We start from the raw sequence: 20,307 nt of genomic DNA on the forward strand, positions 1-20,307 counted from the left end.
CCATATTCCCCTTTTCTGTATTACTGACTCGTACCCTTAACCTAAACTTGCCCGGCGCAGCAATAGCTGCGGAACGTCCGAATCCGGATGAACCACTTGGTGGGCCTGAACTCCAAATACGGTTTCAACCAGCTCCAGTGACAAAATGCCGTCCGGCGCGCCTTGCGCCACAATTTGCCCGCCGCTCATCACTAAGAGATGGCTGCAAAACAAGGCAGCCAAATTCAAATCATGCATCACTGAAACGACGGTAAGTCCGGCATCGCGCTGCCATTCGGCCACCAGCTCCATAAATTGCATCTGGTAACGCAAATCCAAATAGGTTGTTGGTTCATCGAGCAGCACCAGCTCGGGCTGCTGAGCCATCACCTTCCCAAGTGCTACCCGCTGGCGTTGCCCCCCGCTAAGCGCACTCAGCGGACGATGCTCCAGCTCCTTCAGGTCGAGACGTTCCATAATTCCATCAATGAGGCGTTCGCCTGCCTTCGCCCCGCCGATCTCCTTGCCGCGCCAATCCTGATGGGCGAACCGCCCCATTTCCACCACTTCACGCACCGTAAAAGCCACAGCCGGAAGCCCGTCCTGCTGAAGGACGGCGACCTTGCGCGACAGCTCCTTGCGCGAATACGACGAAAGCGGTCGTCCGCTCAACGCAATCTCGCCGGCATCCGGCTTCTCCACGCCGGAGATCAAGTTGAGCAAGGTTGTTTTGCCGCTGCCGTTGGGTCCAATCAAGCCCCAAAACTCACCGGAGCCAACCTGCCAGTCCACACCGTGAAGCACCTCCAGCCGGCCAAACGCCTTGGCAACCCCAGACACCTTGATCAACGCAGCTCCTCCTCCCTCTGTTTCTTCTTCCGATACAACAGATACCCAAAGAAAGGCGCCCCCACAAAGGCGGTGACGATGCCCAGCGGGACCTCCGTTGGAGCCAGCAGCGAGCGAGCCGCCAAGTCGCTCCACATCATAAATATCCCGCCGCCCAGCGCCGACAAAGGAATGATCAGCCGATAATCCGGGCCGGTGATCAGACGGATCATATGCGGAACGACCAGGCCTACGAATCCGATTACCCCTGACACGGATACCGCAGCCGCCGTCATCAGTGTAGCAACGAGCAACACAGCTAGTTTGGTTCGTTCTACGGCCATCCCGGAATGGGAGGCTTGACGTTCACCTAAAGTCAGCAGGTTCAAATGTTTAGCCCGGCTCCAAAGGAATAAGGCTCCCAGCAGCAAATACGGCAAAAGGATGGCCGTATACGACCATCCGCGCAAGCTTAAACTGCCCATCGTCCAATAGTAAATTTCATTAATGGTTTTCTTCGACATTGCCGTTAAAAAGGAGACAACAGCCCCTAGGAACGATTGCATCACGACGCCGGACAAAACCAGACTTTCAATCGGCAGCCGTCCGTTCTCTCTAGCCAGCCAAATCACGATCCATAACGTAACCGCCCCCGCCAGGAACGCAACCATCGGTAGCGTAAAGATCCCAAACAGGGAAAACTGCCATCCGAAAAAGATCAGCACCGCCGCACCGATTGCCGAGCCTGACGATACGCCCAGCGTAAACGGATCCGCCAACGGGTTGCGCAGCACCCCTTGGAAGCCGGCGCCCGCCACGGCGAGCGAAGCACCGACCAGCATCCCAAGCAGCACGCGAGGCAAACGGACCTGTATGACGATTTGCTCTGCTGCCGTCGTCCAATCCGGCGTGATCAGGCGGTCGAACCCCGGGATACGATGCAGCAAAATTGCTGCGATTTCCCCAGCCGGCACATAAACGGAACCGATGCCGATGCAGAGCAGCAGCGTTACGACCAGCAGCAGGAGCCCAATGGCTCCGTATCCGGCGAATTTGCCGCGCTTCATGGCTGGATCAAATCCGGGTGAACCGCCTTGGCGACTTCAATGAGTCCTTGCGTGACACGAGGGCCCGTACGAGCCAGCAGATTATCGTCCAATGCGATAATGCGGTTCTCCTTCACAGCCGAAATTTGATCCCAGCCTGAACGGGCTTTAATGATATCCGCTAACGTCCGGTTATTTTCGTCAACAACGCTTTTCGCGTAAAGAATAACGTCCGGGTTCGCCTGAATAATTTGTTCTTCATTGATCTCGGACCATCCCTTGATATCGGAAGCAACGTTGATGCCGCCAGATAACGTGATCATCTCATCCATGAACTCGCCTTTGCCCACCGTCCAGCCCGGAGAAAACTCGATGTAGACCTTCTTCTTCTGGTCTTCACTGAGCGAAGCTAACGCATCGGTCACCGTTTGGACCTCTTGCTTCATCTTGTCGACTACGTTGGCAGCTTCAGCCTGGTGGTTGGTAATGTCACCAATGGTCTGAATATGCTCCATTACTTCGTTGATTGTCTTCGGATTGGACTGGAACACTTTATATCCCATATCCGTCAAGTTTTTAACCGTCGCTTCGTCAATCACGCTCGCTGCAAGAATGAGATCCGGCTGCGCGGCCACAATCGCCTCCACGTTCACCTGAAATCCGCCCATCCGCGGCTTGTCCTTCACCGCTTCAGGATAATCATCCAGATCGGATACACCAGCCACTTGCTCGTCAAGCCCCAGCGCAAACAGCGTTTCCGTCTCCGAAGGTGCCAGCGACACGATGCGTTCCGGCGCAGCCTCAAACGTGAACTCTTTGCCAGTCGAGTCCGTTACGGTATAAGGATAAGTCGTCTCCTGTCCCGCCGAATTGTCCGCCCCTGCGTTCGTTCCCGCATTTTGCGTTGGCTGTGCAGCGTCAGCGGTATTCCCTGATCCCGGGGTGACAGCGTTATTGTTACCGCAGGCTGCAAGCACCAGCAGCAGGGCCAGCAGCCACAGGCTTCCTAGTCTTCTCCAGTTTCTCATTTCCAGATCTCCCCTTGCTTTATTTTGCAATAGATAAAGAATCGCCTTGTGTTCCAGCAGTACGTTGTGCAGCCGGCGGCGAAGAAGCGCGGCCAACTCTCTATCGGCACAAAGAAAAAACCCCAATCCTAGCGGATGGGGTTACGTCTACAAAGTCATGCTGTGCGCACGCAAAGCGGAGCGACTCCACGATGGCAGCGCCAAGCTATGATGCTCTTGGCAGAACGTTATCCTTTCCTCGAAGGACCGTCTTGAATTCCCGTGGCAGGTCTCCTGACTTCCAGGTATCGACGACAACTCGCCTTCCCATCTCCCTTCGCGGGCGACAGTGGCATCATGAGCTCGTCCCTGTTTACAGTGGCGGGACCGTGCCGGATTTACACCGGCTTCCCTTTTAACCCGAAGCGCTGCGGCATGCTTCACCGTTGCTCCAGGACCTACGGGCACAAATTGTACGCTTGTCTTAAGGCTTTCTTCTCTCTTGGATTATAGGGGAAAAGCGGAAGGCTGACAATAATGAAATCTGCTATTCCTTCGTTCAACCCTGTTCTAAAGACAAATCGGCGCCCAGGACGCCGAGGACTTCGCCTTCCCGGACAATCGGCACGGCCAGCGTCAGGCAACGCCGCTTGGTGATCGCGGAGATATACACTTCGGAGACGACCGTCTCTCCGGCCAGCGCCCGACGGAACCAGTCCCGTCCTTTAGCGTTGAGCAAGCCGGCTTCCGGAATGGACATGATAAAAGATCCGTCCTGGCGGTTGGACCAGGCCGCTTCCAGGCCCGGCTCTGCAGCTAACAGCTGCTCCAAGGCAGCTCGGTGACCAGCCGGCTCCAGCAAGTGAAACCCCGGTTCTTTAGCCACCTCCAGCAGTATTCGGGCATAGGCTTGTCCAAGGGCCGCTGCGTCCTCGCCCCCGGCAACTGAATCCGTCCCGGAATGGACGGACTTCAACGATACCATCAGTTCGCCCTGGGCCCGATCCAAGCCCACGACCACCGTCTGCAGCTTGGAGATATGCTCGCGCTCCGACTCCATCCGAGTCAGCGCCCCCTCCACATGGATGATGCTCCGATTCAGCGCTTCATGCACCTCGCTCAGCATCGCCTCCATGTTTCGCGTCAGCTCGGCTTGTTCCCCGCTTCGCCGTCCCGCTTCGGCAACGAGCCCGTTCACCTCGGCTACTTCATCCGCAATCAACCGGATGTCCTCCCCCATCCGTTTCATTAACGATATGCCTTCCAGGGCCGAGGCCCGTCCCTCTTTCAGCGTGGACTTCACACGCTCAACATCTACAGCGATCTGCTGAAATAACGGCGCGGAGGAAGTGATCGCCTCGGTGCTTTGATCCGCCAACTGGCGCATGCGCACGGCGACAACGTCAAACCCTTTCCCCTGCTCACCTAACCGGGCCGCCTCGATCGATGCATTTAACGCCAGCAACGCGACCTCCGATGCAATTTCCTCCAGGCTCCGATACAATACCCCCAGCTTCCGAGTATTCCCCTCCAAATCCTCCATCGGCCTCTCGATCAACTCTTGGGACTGCGCCAAAGCACGAATGGTGCCGTCTACGGTCTCCAGCGCTCCCGCCATGCGCATGGCCTCTGCTCGGGTATTCTCACTGCGGGCAAGCAGATGCCCGGCGGCGTCATGGATTTGAGAGGCCGAGGCTGCCACCTCTTCCATCGCCGCCAGACTCTCCTGCACCTGTTCCAGCGAACGCTCGCTGCTTTGCTTCAGCTTCTGATCCTCGGCCGCTGCGGTATCGGCTAATCGTTGCAGCTGCTCGAGGCTCTCGCTCACTTCACCAACCGCCGCCTGCAATCGATCCGCCGCCACCAGCGATTCGTTAAATACCGCCGTCCAATCGGTTTCTGCTTGCGGGGGTTCACTTGTCCCCAAGGCAGAGCGCTTGTTCCCCAGCGCCCCGCCTCCCGAAGCTGCCCGCCAGCCGGGTTCAAAGAACAGCGCAACTCCTAAACTGAGGAAAGTAACTACCGCAAGGCAGGGGATATACCACGGCGTCTTTGCCCATATCGCACAGACGGCCAAGATCACCGTAAAGCCGCAGCTAAACCAAACGGCAAGTCTTCCCAACCCAACGTTTCGTTTCATATGCCCACCCCTGATATGTAAATTTTGCTAACATTATAAAATAGGACTAAAGGTATAGAAAGGAAAAATTTAGGCATTCCGAAGTTGGGTGCAAATAATCGACGGAATTCTGTAAATAAGAAAGAGGAATGTAACACAACACGTCACATTCCTCTTTGAACAACCCATACCATCCTATATCTTGGGTGCAATCTTGCGGCATCCTCTCTCGTCTATTCGTTCATTCTCCCATTGTACACCAGAACAGAACGCTCTTCCCTACTTACTCCGCTTGCCGCTGCTGGCCAGCAAGATGTTAATATTCTGCTGCTGCCGGTATTCATTCGGCGTGACATGATACTTCTTACGAAACATCTGCGCGAAATGGCGGATGTCCTGATAGCCGAGGTACTCTGCAATCTCTCCGACCTTCAGCTTCGGGTTCAGCAGCAGCTGCTTCGCTTGCTCCAGACGGAGCGAGGTTACGTATTCCTTGTAGCCGAGTCCCACCTTCTGCTTAAACAGCTGGCTGAAATACGCCGGGTTCAGGAAGACGACGGAAGCGACCTTTTCCAAAGAAAGCTCCTCATTGTAGTGCTCCTTGATATATTGGAGGGCAACTTCGATCGCTTTCTCCCCGCTGCCCTTCGGCGGATCCAGCAAGGCAACCGGCGAATCGGAAGCCTGTTTCATGCGCATGACCACCTGCGGCACCGACTTGAAATCGTTGTTTAAGCCTGAATGCACGATTTGAAAAGGCACCTTCAAATAGTGCTTCAAATGCGCCTTCACTTCCTCCTGAAACCGTTCGATCCGCTCCGGCTCCCGCGGCGTGATCAGACCCAGCAGGCTTTGGCGGTCATAGCTCACGACAAACCCTCGGCCGTGGCGCTCAATCAGTTCGGACAACACATTTTCGACGATAAAATGCTCCAGCCGCACGTTTTTGTCCCCAGCATCCATCTGAACCATCATCAAATAAAAGCTTTGATAGTCCTCCATAAACGGCGTCAAATCCAGGTTCCCGATATCCAGACCCGAGGCTAATCGCTGAAATACGCCCTCGCGCAAATATTTCAGATTGGCTTTTAAGAGCTCCTCTTCCTTCGTCTGCTCGCTTTCCTCGCGAACCTCTGCGGCCAGGGTGCTGATAATTTCCTGCAGGCGCGTTTTCCCAATCGGCTTCAGCAAGTAATCGCGGGCCCCCAGCCGCACCGCCTCCTGGGCATAGGCGAATTCGCTGTGCGCAGAGATCACCACCCACTTCACCCGAGGAAATCGGCGTTTCGAAATCCGCATAAATTCCAGTCCGTTCATACCCGGCATCAAAATATCAGTGAGCACAATGTCGAATCGCTTCTCGCCCATCAGCTTCGCGGCTTCCTCTGCCCCTTCAGCCAGTTCAACCCCATACTCCGGATAAATCCGGTTGATCGTTCGCTTAATGCCTTCGCGAATCGCCCGTTCATCATCCGCAATCAAAATATTCATGTTGCAACGTCCCCCTCCATCGGAAGCGGCAGCACGACGGCTACCCTGGTTCCTTGATCAGGAATGCTTTCGATCTCCAGACCGTAACGTTCACCGAACATATGTTGAAGACGGCGGTGCAAATTTTGCAGCCCTATGCCGCTGCTGCCCGTGCCGGATACTTTCGGGATCGGGCAATTGATCGACTGCTTCAACCAAGCTAGCCGCTCGGCCGTCATCCCGTTGCCGTTATCCTCCACCACGATTTTCAGCACATCTCCAACCTCTTGGGTATATAACTTAAGCACACCTTGGCGTTTGAGCGATTCTAATCCATACTTCACTGCGTTTTCGATAATCGGCTGAACGGTCATCTTTGGCAGCCGAATGTCCAGCCAGCGTTCATCGATGGTTTTCTCCACCCGAAGTCGGCCCTCCAGCCGGATCAAAATAATCGTCAAATAATGGTTAATCTGCTCCAGCTCTTCGCGCAGCGTAACCTTGGCTCCATCCTTCCACTCACTGCTGTAGCGAAACATCGAAGACAGCGATAAGACGAGCTCGCCTAACCGGTCGTTCTCTTTCTCATCAAGCATCCAATAAATCATATCCAGCGTGTTGTACAAAAAATGCGGATTCACCTGCGACTGCAGCGCATGCAGCTCGGCGTTCTTCTCGCTGACCGAAGAAATCTTCACCCGCTCAATCAGTTCTTCGATCCGGCTGACCATTCGGTTAAACGAGGCGACGAGAATATTAATCTCCTGGTAGGAGGAGACGTTCACCATCCCGCGGAAGTTCCCCATCTCCACCTGCCTCATCTCGCGGATCAGCTTCTTCAGCGGATTCGCAATGGTTCGCGATACGATGCTGGCGACGACAGCCGAGACGATGATCAGAATCGAAATAACGATCAGCAAATACCGCTTCGTCTCCACCAGCTCAACGTTCAAGTCCTGTCGAGGTGTCACGCTGACCACGGACCAATCGGAAAAAGGCAGGCGAGACGCCACCGTAATTCCCGAATCCTCCTGCTCCACAACCAAGCTGTGAGCCGCATCCAGCTTCGGAAGGTCTTCCAGCACCGGTGGCGGTTCGGATAATGAAGAGACCACCTGGCCCTGCTGATTGACGAGATAGACCTCGCTATGCTCGCCCAGCTTGAGATTATCCAAAGCATCCAGCACCGGCCCCGGGTTCACCTCGTAAAGCACAATGCCTATCGGTTTATGCTCGTTTAAATCGTAAATTTGCCGGCCAAAGGCAAACACCGGGCTGTCCTCGGCCAAATCGATCAGCGAATGGGAATAGACGCCCAACCATACCAGTTTCCCGGATGAATTGCGGAGCTGGTGATACCAATCCTCCTCGGGATAAGAAGGATCCAGCACATTCATCGAGTTGCCGTAGTTGTATATCTTCCCTCGGTTGGTAATGACGTGAATGCCCACCAAATCGTCACGGGAATAAAAGATCGCTCCAATAATGTTCGTAATCGATTGTTCGTTAATATAGGCAACCGCCGGCTCGTCGGTTTTTTCGTTCAGCAGGCGGATCATTTCAAAATTGTTGGTGATCGACTTCGACAAGCTGTCGTACCCTTCATAAAGCAGGCTAAACAGCCCGACGGTTTGAGCTACGTTTTTCTGCGATAGGTCACTAATTTTCTCGTGATATTGCTCAGTCGTCCGGCTGTAGTAGAGCACGCTGACGATCAGCAAAATGCCCGACATACAAAAAAGAAACAGCAAAAACAACCGATGGTTTATGGAATGAAAGCTGTTTCGCAACTGTTTTCTCCCTCCCAACCCCGTGTCCTGCTGCTCCTTCATTATAAGATGGCTTACTTATTTTGCAAGCGCAATCTTTACCCTTTTACTGCCCCGGCTACCATTCCTTTCGTAATTTGGTTGGACAGGAAGAAATAGATCAAAATGACCGGCAGCGCACCCATGACCAGGAAAGCGCCGATGGCCCCGTAGTTCACGGAATATTGGCTGACGAACGTATACACCCCAAACGGCAGCGTCTTCAGTCGCTCCGACGAAATGAACGTAGCAGCCAAGATATATTCGTTCCAAATCGTGATAAACGTTAAAATACAAACCGTCATCATCGGCGGAACGGACACCGGCAAAATAATGCTGCGGAAGATCCGATAAATGCTCGCTCCGTCGATAAATGCTGATTCCTCGATCTCCGCCGGAATGCTCTTCATGAACCCGCTAAGGATAAAGACCGAGATCGGAGTGGAAAAAGCGATATACGGCAAAATCAGCGACAGATGCGTGTTGAGAATATCAACGTTTTTGAAAATCACCATCAACGGCAACAGCGTAGCCTGCATTGGAATCATCATCCCCATCAAAAAGATGGTCATGACCATGTTCCCATACCGCCAGCGGAACCGCGAAATCGCATACGCCACCATCGAGCTGAGCAGAATGACGCAGATCATGGTGATCCCGGTAACGATCACGCTGTTGGATAAATATTTCAAATAGCTCCCCGACTCGTAGGCGTCTTGATAGTTGTGCCACTGCAGCTCTTTCGGCAAGGCGAAGAAGCTCCCGCCCATAATCTCCTCATTCGTCTTCAAGGAATACAGCAGCAACCATAACAGCGGGTACAGCTGGGTAACGACCGGAATCGCAAACAGCACGTAGACGATTCCTTTTTTGACTTTTCGCATGAACCTCGCCTCCTTTGCTAGCTGTATTTGCGCTCAAGCTTGTTGAAGATGGAATTGATGATCGCCGTGCATGTGAGGCACAACAGAACCAGGAACGTAGCGATCGCGCTGCCGTACCCGTATTTCAAAGACAGAAACGAGCTGTTGTACATATGCGTGGAGATGACGTCGGTGGCGTGCGCCGGGCCGCCGGCCGTCATGACCATCACAAGGTCGAACGCCTGCAACGAGCCGATAAACGCCAGGACGATCGATATTTTGAAGATCGGGACGATCAGCGGCATCGTGATGTAACGGTCTGCTTTGAACCCTTCCGCCCCGTCGATTTTTGCAGCTTCATAGATTTCATCCGGAATGTTCTGCACCCCGGTATATTGAATGAGCAAATGATAGCCGAAATACTGCCACAGTGACACGAAATACAGACTGTACATTGCGATTTTCGGCTCAGTCAGCCAATTATGCGTCCAACTGTCCAGACCTAAGGCGATCAGCACGCCGTTCAGCATGCCGCCCATCGAGGTCGGGTTATAGATCGTTTTCCAGAGTTGTCCGATAATAACAACCGATAAAATGACCGGCGTAAAATAGATCGACGCCAGCGTATTCCCCTTTTTCAAATAACGGCTAAGCAATATAGCAAAAAACAAGCAAAGCGGAATCTCCAGCATGGAGGCTACCGCATAAAGCAGCGTTCTCCGGACCGACGGCCAGAAGACCGGGTCGTTCCAGAACATATCCCGGAAATTGGACAGCCCCGTAAACTTCGGGGTGGTGATCCCGTCCCAGTTCAACAGGCTGGTCCCAAACGACACGAGTATCGGAACAAACACCAAGCACACATACAACAACAGACAAGGCAATACGAAGACGGCTATTGTGCGTGCGGGCACCTTCAGTACTTTCATCTCTCCGCCCCCCAATAGAAATGCGATGCGAAGAAGCGCTCTAGCACGAATGCTGTTAAGGGCTACTTCGCATCGATGGAAAGGTAACTTTTTGTAAAAAGATCAGGTAGGGTTATTGGCTCAAGGAATTACTGCTTGTTGGCTTCATAGGCGGTTTGATGCTCTTTGGCCACTTGAGCGGAATCCACTTGCTGCACGAACAAGTTTTGGATGCTGCTGAGGTGGACTTGCGCTGTTGCCGGGTTCATCGTATTGTCGAACGCCAGGTCGCCGCCCTTCACTTTGTTGAACAATTCAGCAACTTCGATCGCCAGATCAGAGTAGCCTGCGGCTTTCAGGTCACCGTCAACTTTTTGACCAAGGCCAACCGCGTTTTTGTTCTCAAATTGCTTCTTCGGGAAGTTCAGCGCAAAGAAGTTCAAGAAATCCTTCGTTTCTTGCAAATGCTCGCTGTTCGCCGATACCGCGAACGCACTGCCCGGCGCTAGCATAAACTCATTGGGGTCTCCTTTGCCGTTAACCGTCGGGAACGGGAACGCTCCCACTTTACCTGCAACGGACGAAGCGTCGATGGCCCCGGTTTCCCAAGAACCGATGACCCACATAGCCGCTTGACCGGATTTGAAGATGTTGCCGCCTGCCGTAGCGTCAATCGAAGTTGCGCCGTCCGGGAAGGCACCGGCTTGCACCAGCTCTTGGAACTTGTCAACAGCTTCGATGAAGGCCGGATCTTCGAACGTTTTCTTTCCGTCCATGACGTCCTGCAGGAAGCCTGGGCCGCCGTTTGTACGAAGCAGAATGTTCATGAACAGGAACGAACCGGTCCAGGAATCCTTCTCCCCGATCGCCAGCGGCGTGATGCCTTTTTCTTTGAAAATCTTCACGTCAGCCAGGAATTCGTCGAACGTTTCCGGGACTTTCGTGATGCCGGCTTGCTCGAACAGTTCTTTGTTATAGTAAACGACCTCGATGTTGTTGCCGTCTGGCAATGCATAAACGTTGCCGTCGAAGCTGTAATAATCAAGCAGCCCCTCTTGGTACGTGTCTTTCAGCCCGTTTTGATCCAACATGTCGTTCAGCGGCGCCAGCAGGCCGGCGTCCACGAACGGTTTCATTTGCGCCGCCGGATTCACGATCGTAATATCCGGAACCTCTTTGGAGGCTGCTTGCGTTTTTAGCTTGATTTTCTGCTGGTCGGTATTCAGCGTGTCGAGCTCGATATGGATGTTGGGATGCGCCGCTTCATACTCTTCGACCAGCGCATGGATCGTTTTATAGGACGGGGTTGCCGGGTCCGGGTAAATATTTTGGAACGTGATGGTGATTTTCTCGCCGCCGCTCCCGCTCGTTGCCCCGTTGCCGGCCGGCTCGTTCGCCGCCGCGTCGTTCTTCGCCCCGCCGCCTCCGCACGCCGACAAACTCAGCGCCAACGCGGCGGTTAAAGCGATGGCGGATGTTCTCTTCCAATGCTTCTTATTGAACATTAAATCATGCCCCCTGTGTTTAGGATAAAACCATTATTATGCCTTTAAGCGCTTTCAACAAGGCGCGAACTTCAGGGATCCGGTTGGTTTTTTTTAGGTGTGTAAATTTCCCCTTGTTTCCTTCCTCAGGAAAATGAAAAACCCCTTAGCCGATTTTCGGGTTGCCAAGGGGAACTTGTGTATGGTTAGGTTGGAGCGGGTTTGGGGGGCTTGGGAGACCGCTTCTCGGGATTATATACCTAACTCAGCCACCAGCCGATAGGAATGCAGCCGCTCCTCATAATCGGGGATCGGGGATACGATCAGGAACTCGTCGTTTCCGCACTGGTTTTGCAGGTCCAGCAGATACTCGCGGGCTTGCGAGGCTGTCCCCGCAAACCATTGAAAAGGTGCTCCGCCGCGATTGCGGTACCCTTCCCCTGTCTTTGCCGCCAACGCTTGTGCATGTTCTTCGCTCTCCGCGCAAATCAGCCCCACCGCCAGAATCGTTGACGGCTTCGCTAGATGAACGGAGGGGCGGAAGGCTTCCCGATACGAGCGCAGGATCTCTGCTCCGTTGCTGTCGCTCATAAACTGGCCAAAAACATAGCCCGTTCCGAGCTCGGCGGCGTACGTGGCGCTTTTCACATTGGTGCCCAGCATCCATAGCTCCGGCGAAAGTTTAGGGATCGGCCGAGCTATCACGGGATGATCGTCGTAGCGATATTCATCCGCCAGCAGGTCCGCCAGATCTTTAGCCAGCTGCGGATAGCGGCCGACCCGTTCCAGAAAATTGCCGCTCAAAGCCATCGTCACCTGCGCCTCCCCGCCGGGAGCTCTTCCGATGCCAAGGTCCACTCGCCCTGGATACAAGGCCGACAGCAGCCGGAAGCTTTCTGCAACCTTCAGCGGACTGTAATGCGGCAGCAATACGGCACCGGAGCCGAGACGAATCCGACGGGTCGCGGCTCCAATGGCAGACAGCAGTACCTCCGGCGCTGCGCTGGCCAGCCCTTCCATCCCGTGATGCTCCGACGTCCAATAGCGATGATAACCCAGGGCTTCCGCCTCCCGAGCCAAACGGATTGCTTGTTGGACCGCCTCCTCCGCCGACGTCCCCGGAAGCTTAGGTACGAAATCCAGCAAACTTAGCTTCAACTTCCTTTCCCCCCTTCTCCATCTTCTTTCCCTTGAAAATACAAACGTTGAACCCCGCCCGGCCCAATACGGGTGTCCCAAAACCTGAGACCGGGCATGAGCAGCGAACAAAGCAGTGAGATGACACCGCCGTGGGTGACGATCAGCAGACGCCATGGTTCTTGCACTGATGTGGAGAGCTGCTGCGTCACCTTTGGGGCAAGAGGCTCCGCAGGTTGATCGCTAACCCGGCCTAGGACGCCAGAGACCGTCTCCTTCACAGCACCTGACCGCGCCAGCAGGTCTCCGCATACCCCCGATAGACGGGACTGAAAAGCCTGCCACGATTCGCCGCCGGGCGGGGTTACCGCCTGCGGGTTATCGATCCAAGCCCGGTATCGCTCGTCATCCTTCAGCATCTCATAGGTTTGTCCTTCCCACTGGCCAAAGTTCATTTCCCGCAGCCGGGGGTCGATGTGCACCTTGTCCCGCAGATCCGGACGAGCCCAAGCCAATGTTTCCAAGCAGCGCCGCAAATCACTGGCATATACCGCTGCAAAGTTTACCCCTTCCAGCTCCCGGCGCAGTCCGGTTAAACCCGACGTCTCTCCTGGCAGCAGCGGGGGATCACTATGGCCTTGATATCGGCGTTCCGTGTTCCATGCCGTCAGGCCGTGGCGTACCAGCCACCATTCCACGTCCATCCTCTTTCCACCTCCCCAGCGTGTCCACGCTTCAAAGCCTATATCCAACCCCAATTCCCGGTGATCGCCATCCAGATCCCCGTTCCTAGGATCACCGTGGCATTTGCGACCCAGAACATCAAGCGGGCCGTACGGGCAACGTCCTCGGGCACCATCTCGCGGGTTTTCTCCCCCATGTAGGCGCGGAACGATACGACGCCGTGGTACGAATTTTCTCCGCCGAGCCGTACGCCCAGCGCCCCGGCCACCGCAGCCTCCGGATAGCCGCTGTTCGGGCTCGGATGCTTGGGGGCATCGCGGCGCACGGCCTGCGCAGCGCCGCGGGCATCCAGCCGCAACGCCCAGGCTGCGGCGAACAGCAATAGCGCCGTCAGCCGGGCGGGAATGAAATTGGCGATGTCGTCTAACCGGGCGGAGGCCCAGCCGAGATCGATGTATTTGTCGTTCTTGTAGCCGACCATCGAATCGAGGGTGTTGACCGCCCGGTAGGCCATCGCCAGCGGGGCGCCGCCCAGCAGCGCAAAAAGAAGCGGCGACACCACCGCGTCGACGATGTTTTCGGCGACGGTCTCGACGGCGCCGCGCGTAACCTCCGGCGCATCCAGGTGTGCCGTGTCGCGTCCGACGATCATGCCCAGCGCACGGCGGGCAGCGGGCAGGTCACCGCGCAGCAGGTGGCCGGCGACGTCCATGCCCGCTTCCCGCAAGCCTTTGGCGGCGATCGTCGTCCAGATGAGGGCGGCCTCCACCGCGGCCGCCAGCCATGGGCTGACCTGGGCCAGCAGGCGCAGCAGCGCCCAGGTCAGGGCAAAGCTGCCGCCGGCTACGAGCAGCGGCAGCAGCACCCCCGCCGCGCGGTAGCGGCGGGGCGGGACGAGGCGGCGGATGGCCGCCTCGAGCGCGGCGATCGCCTTGCCGATCCCCACCACCGGGTGGGGGAGCCAGCGCGGATCGCCGAGCATCCGGTCGAGCGCATACGCGACCGGCACCACCCACCACGCCGCCATCATCGGCGTGCCTCCGCGCTCGCGCCCGTACCGGTGCCTGCAGCCGCTGCGCGCAGCGACGCCTCAACGGCGGCGTACACCAGGCGGCCCACCATGCCGCCCAGGTCCGTCGCGGTGCCCGCGTAGGCATGCAGCAGCGGCCAGTCGGCCCGCTGACTCACGCCAAGCGCGACCGCGTCGGTCGTGGTGCCGGTGGCCGCCAGCCCGATCTCGGCGTCCCGCACGCCGAGATCGCCCAGCGCGGCCGTCTTGGCCTCCGTCGCCGTCATCACGGCGTTGACCATCGCCGCCGGCGTCAGCCGCCCATCCACGGCCAGCAGCACATTAATCGTTCCCGGCGACCAGGAGGCCGGGAACGTCGTCCGCCGAACGCCCGCCCGCGCGGCGTTCGACGCCCCCGCCGTCGCGCAGCAGACGACGGCGAAATCCTCGCCGCGTTCCTCCGCCACCGCGGCGTAACGCATCGGGACCGCCGTCAGCAGCCCCGCTGTCCCAGCAGCCGGGTACTCCCATTGCTCCAGCAACTCCGCAATGTCTCGCGCCGGGTCGTCGCAGCGGTATTGGCGGTCGACATAGATGTTGACCATCCGCCGCAGCCGCCCAGCTCCTCCGCCAAACACCGCGCTGCTCAGCCCGTCCATCTCATCCGGCGCCTCCAGCAGCAAATGCCGTTCTCCATACGCCAGCTTCAACCCCGGCCAGGCTTCAGAAACATAAACCTCACCTGGCTGCGCCTCCATAAAAGGCATCTCTATCTTCATTTTTCCATCCTCCCCACACCTAGGCTTAGACCATCCTATCAACCATCACGTCATTTAGCTCCCGCAGCAGCTTGCGGCAGGCCGACTCATCCTTCACCGCCAGCCGGATATCCCGGTTCGTCAGCCCCGGATACATCGCGCAGCTGCGCACCAGCACCCCGCGCCGACCAAGCGCAGTTTGCATCGATTCAGCCGTCCACGGCTCTGGCAGCCGCACAAGCAGGAAGTTCGCTTCGCCCGGCCAGGTTTGACACCCAAGACGCGTCAGCTCGCTGTGCATAAGGTCACGCTGTCGCTTCACCAACTCAAGGGTCGCCTGCTCATGCGAAGCATCTGCCCGCAAGCATACCTCGCCCGCCAGCAAGGCCAACGAGTTGACGCTCCAGGTCACCTGCTTGTCCCTCATGCGCCGGGCCGTGTCCGGATGGGCGATCGCGTAACCGAGCCGAAGGCCCGGAATCGCAAAAAATTTCGTCATCGACCGAATCAAGATCAGATGCGAGTTATTCCGAAGCTCCGGCAGCAATGTCTGACGCTCCGGTTCCGGAATAAAGTCGATAAACGCTTCGTCAATAACGATATACGTGCCGTACTGCTCTCCGGCCGCAGCAAACCGCCGCAGTTCATCCAAGCTGTATTGCACACCGTTCGGATTGTTGGGCTGACCGATAAAGACTAAATCCGTCTTCTGAATCAACTCCTCCACTTCCTCCGGTGCGGCTTTAAACGCCCGCGCTTCCGTTCCAAACACCGACTGCACCCGGGCGCCAAACTGCTCCGAGAGCGTACGGTATTCCGAAAAACAAGGCTCCACCACCCCCACCTTCTGCGGAGTGAGTCCAAGCAGCGCCAATGCCATATTTTCCGCCGCCCCGTTACCAATGACCAGCATGTCCTCCTCGACTTGAAGGTGCATGCTCAACTGCTTGACCAGTCCGCGATGCCCCGGGTCCGGATACCGCACAATGCCGGGCAACGCCTCGCGCAGCGCCTCCAGCAGTCCAGGCGGAGGTCCCAACGGATTAATGTTCGCGCTAAAATCCGTCCATTCTCCAGCCGCCACGCCATACCGGGCCGAAGCGGTCAGCAGATCGCCGCCGTGTCCGTATACTTCCAACTCCATAGAGTGTCATTCCTCTCTTCGCTTCAAAAAAGTTCAGGTGTCCCCATTATCGTTGTCCCGTCTTTTTCCGTCAACAAGGAAGGACATGGCGTTCTTTTTCCGCAAAAAACGATGCTCCCCCTTTGGTTTCGACACCAATTGGTTTACAATAAAATCGTATGCTTGTATGACTACATCCCGGGGCCTGAGAATCAGGTATCCGGCCGCAAAATAGGAGGATGGAGAACCATGCTGTTTATCGATAACGAAGGCATTACCGATGCGTCCGTCAATTTGGCCATCGAAGAATATGCCTTAAGACATTTACCGCTGGAGGACGACAGCTACTTGCTGTTTTATATCAACGCGCCTTCCATCATTATCGGCAAGCACCAAAACACCATCGAGGAGATCAATCAGGAATACGTGAAGGAGAACGGCGTACAAGTCGTTCGTCGTCTTTCTGGCGGCGGTGCGGTCTACCACGACCTGGGGAACTTGAACTTTAGCTTTATCACCAAAGATGACGGCGAGTCGTTCCATAACTTCCGCAAGTTTACCGAGCCGGTGGTCGCTGCGCTCAAATCCCTTGGCGTAGATGCGGAAATGACCGGACGCAACGACCTTCAAGTCGGGGAGAAGAAAATTTCCGGTAACGCTCAATTTGCTACGCGGGGCCGCATGTTCAGCCACGGTACGCTGATGTTTAATCTGAACCTCGACAACGTCCAAGCCGCACTGAACGCCAATCCGGAAAAATTCAAGTCCAAGAGCACCAAATCCGTGCGCAGCCGGGTGGCCAACATCATTGACTTCCTGGATCGCAAAATGACGATCGAGGAGTTCCGCGCAGAGCTGCTGCGGCATATTTTTGGCATGGAACCAAATGAAGTGCCTCAATATAAACTGACGGAAGCGGATTGGGCGAAAATCCATGAAATCTCCGCACAACGCTACAAGAACTGGGATTGGAATTACGGTTTGTCGCCGGAGAGCAATGTGAAGCATGCGAAGAAATTCCCTGTCGGGATTATCGATTTGCGCATGAACATCAAGGACGGACATATTCAGGACATCAAGATTTACGGTGATTTCTTTGGTGTCGGCGACGTCGCTGATATCGAGGACAAGCTGAGAGGCGTAAAATATGAGGATTCGGCTGTACGGGAAGCGCTCACCGGCGTTGACGTGAAGCACTATTTCGGCAACATTGAGCTGGACGAATTCATCGGGCTGATTTTCCTTGAAGAATGACGATCATCCGACTTCTACCCTAACGCAAAAAAACGCCGCGAGCCGCACCCGCCTGGCAGATATGGCGCTGCTGTTCGTGGCGTTCATGTGGGGCTGTACCTTTCTGATCGTTCAGCATGCGGTGCGAGTGCTCCCGCCCCTGGCTTTTAACGGCATCCGCTTTATCGGCGCAGCACTGCTGCTCGCACTGATCATCAGCGTGTTCTACCGGCAGGAATGGAAGCTGCTCACCTGGCGTATGCTGGGGCATGCTGCGCTGCTGGGATTATTCCTGTTTATTGGCTATACGTTTCAAACGGTTGGCTTGCTGTATACTTCAACCTCCAACGCCGGTTTTATCACCGGATTGTCCGTTGTGATCGTGCCTTTTTTGTCCTATTGGCTGTTAAAACATCAAATTTCGCGTTTCACCTGGATCAGCGCCTTTCTCGCTGCCGCCGGGCTTTATCTGCTGGCGTTTGCCGGCAGTTCCGGCTTCGTGTTGAACCTGGGAGACGGGCTCGTGTTTTTGTGCGCAGTAGGCTTTGGTCTGCACGTTGCTTATACCGGTGTCTTTGCTCCCCATTATCCGGCATTGCCCTTAGCTTCGTTGCAGATGGCGGTTGTGGGCGTTCTCAGCGCAGCGGGTTCGCTCTTGTTCGAGCGCAGCGCTTCCTGGAGCGAAACGGCCGGGCAACTGATGCAGCCGGAAGTTTGGCTGGCATTGCTCGTTTCCATTGGGCCTACCAGCGCATTTGCGTTTTGGATCCAGACTGTATGCCAGAAATTCACCAGTCCTTCTCGGGTCGCGGTCATCTTCGCCATGGAACCGGTGTTTGCTGCGGCGACCGGGGTGCTATTTGGCGGCGAGCGGTTAGGCTGGGCCACCGGGCTTGGTTGTTTATGTATTCTGGGCGGCATGTTGCTCGCGGAATTGAAATCGGGTGGAGTTGAATCGGAATCCCCCGGAACGGTTCGATAGAGAGATCTTCCCTAAAGGAGAGAAACCATGTATAAACTGATTGCCATCGATATAGATGATACGTTAATTAATGATGACAAAGAGGTCACCCCTGCAACCCAGCAGGCGTTGGAGCAAGCGGTGGCCAAGGGCGTTGTAGTCACGCTGGCAACCGGCCGCGCCTACGCTTCTGCCCAAGCGATCGCCCGTCAGACGGGACTGAACGTGCCGATTATTACGTACCAAGGCGCGCTCGTCAAAAACCTGATGGACGAAAAGGTGCTCTACGAGCGTTACGTCCCCATGGAGGCAGCACGCAAGCTGTTCGAATACTGCATCGAGCGCAACCTGCACCTGCAAACGTACATCGATGATAAGCTGTACGCCCGAGAGGAGAACCAGAAGCTGATCGACTACACCAATCTGAACCGGACTAAGTATTATGTAGAGCCGGATTTTGCCAAGTTGGTCGCCCAGCCGACGCCCAAAATGCTGATCATCGATGAACCGGATTACCTGGATCAAATCGCACCGGAACTGCGCGAGCTGCTGGGAGACGGCGTTCATATCACCAAATCGAAGCCGAACTTCCTGGAAATCATGCATAAGGAAGGCACGAAGGGCCATGCCCTGCGCTTCCTGGCGGCCCATTTCGGCTGCGACTTGTCCGAAACGATCGCCATCGGCGACTCCTGGAACGACCATGAGATGCTCGAAGCAGCCGGCTTAGGCGTGGCGATGGGCAATGCGATTCCTGCATTGAAGGAAATCGCTGACTATGTCACGTTAAGCAATAACGAAGACGGCGTGAAACATGTAATCGACAAGTTTGTGCTGAATGCAAAAAACTAACTGGATGCGTCCAGTTAGTTTTTTTATCGCTTGTCGATGAATATAGCTGAAATTTCGAGTACAATTTACTGTTTAACGCCCAAAACTCGAAATCTACTCGATTTTTCATATAGATTTAGGGCATTTGCGTCCAAATAGGGGGAATAAGCATGAAATTTCATATACAATTGGCCAAACGAACTCCATTTCGGTGAAATGTACTTGATTTTTCGCGTATATCATCATGCCAGTGTCGCTTCTACTTTTCCTTCTGCAACGACACCCTCATTCCGGTTGTGGCAAATTCTACGCCCTCTGGCAATCCATAATCGCGCCGCAGATCGATGTCATGCGACAGATGCGTGAACACCGTCCGTGCCGGCCGAACCTCGCTCAGCAGCTCCAGCGCCTCCTTCACATCATACACCGACCGAGTCGAAAATTCTGCGAATTCGTGATAGAAGCTTGTGCCCAGCACCAGCAGATCAAGACCGAACAACGGCTGTTTCTGATCCGCTGGCAAGGCGATGGAATCGGAGCAGTAGGCCCAGGTGAAGCCATTTTTCGCCAATCGATAGGCATAGGAAAAGCCGTTTTTGCCGTGGAACACTTTCCATGCAGAAATCTGCCACCCGGCTAGGTGAGTGCCCTCAGCGTCAACCGCATGCAGATCCAAATGGCCGCACAGCCAAGGGAATTGGCGAAGAATCGTGTCCAGCACCTCCTGCGGCGCATACAACTGTCCTCGTCTCCCCAGCCAACGGCAGGCATCGGCCCATTCAGGCAGTCCGCCAATATGGTCGAAATGGGCATGCGTGACCAGAATCTGCTCCGCAAAACGCTGTCCCCGCCGCTCCATGCCGGACCGCCAATCCGGTCCGCAATCGATCAGAAAGTTGCCTTCATCCCCATCCACTGCCACTAAAGAGCGATACCTCCGGTTCAGGCCGGAGCTGCGGGCTTCTCCGCACACCTCACAATCACAATACACTCTAGGAACACCCATCGCATCCCCGGTCCCGATAAATTCAAGCCGATCCATATTGAAGTATCTCCTTT

General features: G+C 55.6%; 18 protein-coding genes and 1 riboswitch. Of the genes, 3 read left to right on the top strand and 15 right to left on the bottom strand.

Going from position 1 to position 20,307, the window contains the following annotated elements:
* Nucleotides 1-36 precede the first annotated feature (36 nt).
* The 14 genes from C812_RS12680 to cobD form a co-directional block, all read right to left on the bottom strand.
* On the bottom strand, nt 37-828 hold the full coding sequence (locus C812_RS12680; protein WP_016313049.1) for an ABC transporter ATP-binding protein: 792 nt from the start codon (nt 826-828) through the stop codon (nt 37-39).
* Nucleotides 825-1,874 (bottom strand): FecCD family ABC transporter permease, encoded by a 1,050-nt coding sequence (locus C812_RS12685; RefSeq protein ID WP_016313050.1) that lies wholly within the window; start codon nt 1,872-1,874, stop codon nt 825-827. Before C812_RS12685 ends, C812_RS12680 begins: the two co-directional genes overlap by 4 nt.
* A complete protein-coding gene (locus C812_RS12690; RefSeq protein ID WP_016313051.1) occupies nt 1,871-2,881 on the bottom strand; it encodes an ABC transporter substrate-binding protein in 1,011 nt (336 codons plus the stop codon). Before C812_RS12690 ends, C812_RS12685 begins: the two co-directional genes overlap by 4 nt.
* 246 nt (nt 2,882-3,127) lie before the next feature.
* Nucleotides 3,128-3,338, bottom strand: a riboswitch (cobalamin riboswitch).
* Nucleotides 3,339-3,419: 81 nt separating this feature from the next.
* Nucleotides 3,420-5,000 (bottom strand): methyl-accepting chemotaxis protein, encoded by a 1,581-nt coding sequence (locus C812_RS12695; protein ID WP_016313052.1) that lies wholly within the window; start codon nt 4,998-5,000, stop codon nt 3,420-3,422.
* 258 nt (nt 5,001-5,258) lie between these two features.
* Nucleotides 5,259-6,470: a response regulator gene (locus tag C812_RS12700; RefSeq protein WP_016313053.1), complete on the bottom strand. Its 1,212-nt coding sequence runs from the start codon at nt 6,468-6,470 to the stop codon at nt 5,259-5,261.
* Entirely contained in the window at nt 6,467-8,239 is a 1,773-nt protein-coding gene (locus C812_RS12705) for a cache domain-containing sensor histidine kinase (RefSeq protein WP_016313054.1), read from the bottom strand. The genes C812_RS12700 and C812_RS12705 overlap by 4 nt, the downstream gene beginning before the upstream one ends.
* A gap of 77 nt (nt 8,240-8,316) precedes the next feature.
* Nucleotides 8,317-9,141, bottom strand: coding sequence for a carbohydrate ABC transporter permease (locus C812_RS12710; protein ID WP_016313055.1), 825 nt, complete (start codon nt 9,139-9,141; stop codon nt 8,317-8,319).
* Nucleotides 9,142-9,158: 17 nt separating this feature from the next.
* The gene (locus C812_RS12715; RefSeq protein ID WP_016313056.1) at nt 9,159-10,049 is read right to left on the bottom strand and encodes a carbohydrate ABC transporter permease; all 891 of its coding nucleotides are present in this window, start codon (nt 10,047-10,049) and stop codon (nt 9,159-9,161) included.
* Nucleotides 10,050-10,177: 128 nt separating this feature from the next.
* Complete coding sequence (locus C812_RS12720; protein ID WP_016313057.1) at nt 10,178-11,533, bottom strand: extracellular solute-binding protein; 1,356 nt, start codon at nt 11,531-11,533, stop codon at nt 10,178-10,180.
* Between the two features lie 231 nt (nt 11,534-11,764).
* Nucleotides 11,765-12,670, bottom strand: a complete 906-nt coding sequence (locus tag C812_RS12725; RefSeq protein ID WP_016313058.1) for an MsnO8 family LLM class oxidoreductase — start codon at nt 12,668-12,670, stop codon at nt 11,765-11,767.
* Nucleotides 12,667-13,353 carry a histidine phosphatase family protein gene (locus C812_RS12730; RefSeq protein ID WP_016313059.1) on the bottom strand — a complete coding sequence of 229 codons (687 nt, stop codon included), beginning with the start codon at nt 13,351-13,353 and terminating at the stop codon, nt 12,667-12,669. Before C812_RS12730 ends, C812_RS12725 begins: the two co-directional genes overlap by 4 nt.
* A gap of 38 nt (nt 13,354-13,391) precedes the next feature.
* Nucleotides 13,392-14,360, bottom strand: a complete 969-nt coding sequence (gene cbiB / locus C812_RS12735; protein ID WP_036625404.1) for an adenosylcobinamide-phosphate synthase CbiB — start codon at nt 14,358-14,360, stop codon at nt 13,392-13,394.
* The gene (locus tag C812_RS12740) at nt 14,360-15,121 is read right to left on the bottom strand and encodes an adenosylcobinamide amidohydrolase (RefSeq protein WP_016313061.1); all 762 of its coding nucleotides are present in this window, start codon (nt 15,119-15,121) and stop codon (nt 14,360-14,362) included. Before C812_RS12740 ends, cbiB begins: the two co-directional genes overlap by 1 nt.
* A 25-nt stretch (nt 15,122-15,146) precedes the next feature.
* Nucleotides 15,147-16,244, bottom strand: coding sequence for a threonine-phosphate decarboxylase CobD (gene cobD, locus C812_RS12745; RefSeq protein WP_016313062.1), 1,098 nt, complete (start codon nt 16,242-16,244; stop codon nt 15,147-15,149).
* A gap of 228 nt (nt 16,245-16,472) precedes the next feature.
* On the opposite strand from cobD, the gene lplA reads away from it, so the two are divergent.
* The 3 genes from lplA to C812_RS12760 are packed head-to-tail and all read left to right on the top strand — an operon-like array spanning nt 16,473 to nt 19,269.
* Nucleotides 16,473-17,477, top strand: a complete 1,005-nt coding sequence (lplA, locus tag C812_RS12750) for a lipoate--protein ligase (protein WP_016313063.1) — start codon at nt 16,473-16,475, stop codon at nt 17,475-17,477.
* Nucleotides 17,467-18,438 carry a DMT family transporter gene (locus tag C812_RS12755; RefSeq protein ID WP_016313064.1) on the top strand — a complete coding sequence of 324 codons (972 nt, stop codon included), beginning with the start codon at nt 17,467-17,469 and terminating at the stop codon, nt 18,436-18,438. The genes lplA and C812_RS12755 overlap by 11 nt, the downstream gene beginning before the upstream one ends.
* Nucleotides 18,439-18,465: 27 nt before the next feature.
* The gene (locus tag C812_RS12760; RefSeq protein ID WP_016313065.1) at nt 18,466-19,269 is read left to right on the top strand and encodes a Cof-type HAD-IIB family hydrolase; all 804 of its coding nucleotides are present in this window, start codon (nt 18,466-18,468) and stop codon (nt 19,267-19,269) included.
* A gap of 238 nt (nt 19,270-19,507) precedes the next feature.
* Here the strand turns inward: C812_RS12760 and C812_RS12765 are convergent, their stop codons facing one another.
* Nucleotides 19,508-20,290 (bottom strand): MBL fold metallo-hydrolase, encoded by a 783-nt coding sequence (locus C812_RS12765; RefSeq protein WP_016313066.1) that lies wholly within the window; start codon nt 20,288-20,290, stop codon nt 19,508-19,510.
* Nucleotides 20,291-20,307: the final 17 nt, after the last annotated feature.

Source organism: Paenibacillus barengoltzii G22, assembly GCF_000403375.2.
Taxonomy (GTDB): Bacteria; Bacillota; Bacilli; order Paenibacillales; family Paenibacillaceae; genus Fontibacillus; species Fontibacillus barengoltzii.

Coding starts and splice junctions, on each gene's coding strand:
- C812_RS12690 (WP_016313051.1), bottom strand. CDS start 2,881: ATGAGAAACTGGAGAAGACTAGGAAGCCTGTGGCTGCTGGCCCTGCTG.
- cobD (WP_016313062.1), bottom strand. CDS start 16,244: ATGGAGTTGGAAGTATACGGACACGGCGGCGATCTGCTGACCGCTTCG.
- C812_RS12700 (WP_016313053.1), bottom strand. CDS start 6,470: ATGAATATTTTGATTGCGGATGATGAACGGGCGATTCGCGAAGGCATT.
- lplA (WP_016313063.1), top strand. CDS start 16,473: ATGCTGTTTATCGATAACGAAGGCATTACCGATGCGTCCGTCAATTTG.
- C812_RS12720 (WP_016313057.1), bottom strand. CDS start 11,533: ATGTTCAATAAGAAGCATTGGAAGAGAACATCCGCCATCGCTTTAACC.
- C812_RS12710 (WP_016313055.1), bottom strand. CDS start 9,141: ATGCGAAAAGTCAAAAAAGGAATCGTCTACGTGCTGTTTGCGATTCCG.
- C812_RS12685 (WP_016313050.1), bottom strand. CDS start 1,874: ATGAAGCGCGGCAAATTCGCCGGATACGGAGCCATTGGGCTCCTGCTG.
- C812_RS12765 (WP_016313066.1), bottom strand. CDS start 20,290: ATGGATCGGCTTGAATTTATCGGGACCGGGGATGCGATGGGTGTTCCT.
- C812_RS12695 (WP_016313052.1), bottom strand. CDS start 5,000: ATGAAACGAAACGTTGGGTTGGGAAGACTTGCCGTTTGGTTTAGCTGC.
- C812_RS12730 (WP_016313059.1), bottom strand. CDS start 13,353: ATGGACGTGGAATGGTGGCTGGTACGCCACGGCCTGACGGCATGGAAC.
- C812_RS12760 (WP_016313065.1), top strand. CDS start 18,466: ATGTATAAACTGATTGCCATCGATATAGATGATACGTTAATTAATGAT.
- cbiB (WP_036625404.1), bottom strand. CDS start 14,360: ATGGCGGCGTGGTGGGTGGTGCCGGTCGCGTATGCGCTCGACCGGATG.
- C812_RS12715 (WP_016313056.1), bottom strand. CDS start 10,049: ATGAAAGTACTGAAGGTGCCCGCACGCACAATAGCCGTCTTCGTATTG.
- C812_RS12740 (WP_016313061.1), bottom strand. CDS start 15,121: ATGAAGATAGAGATGCCTTTTATGGAGGCGCAGCCAGGTGAGGTTTAT.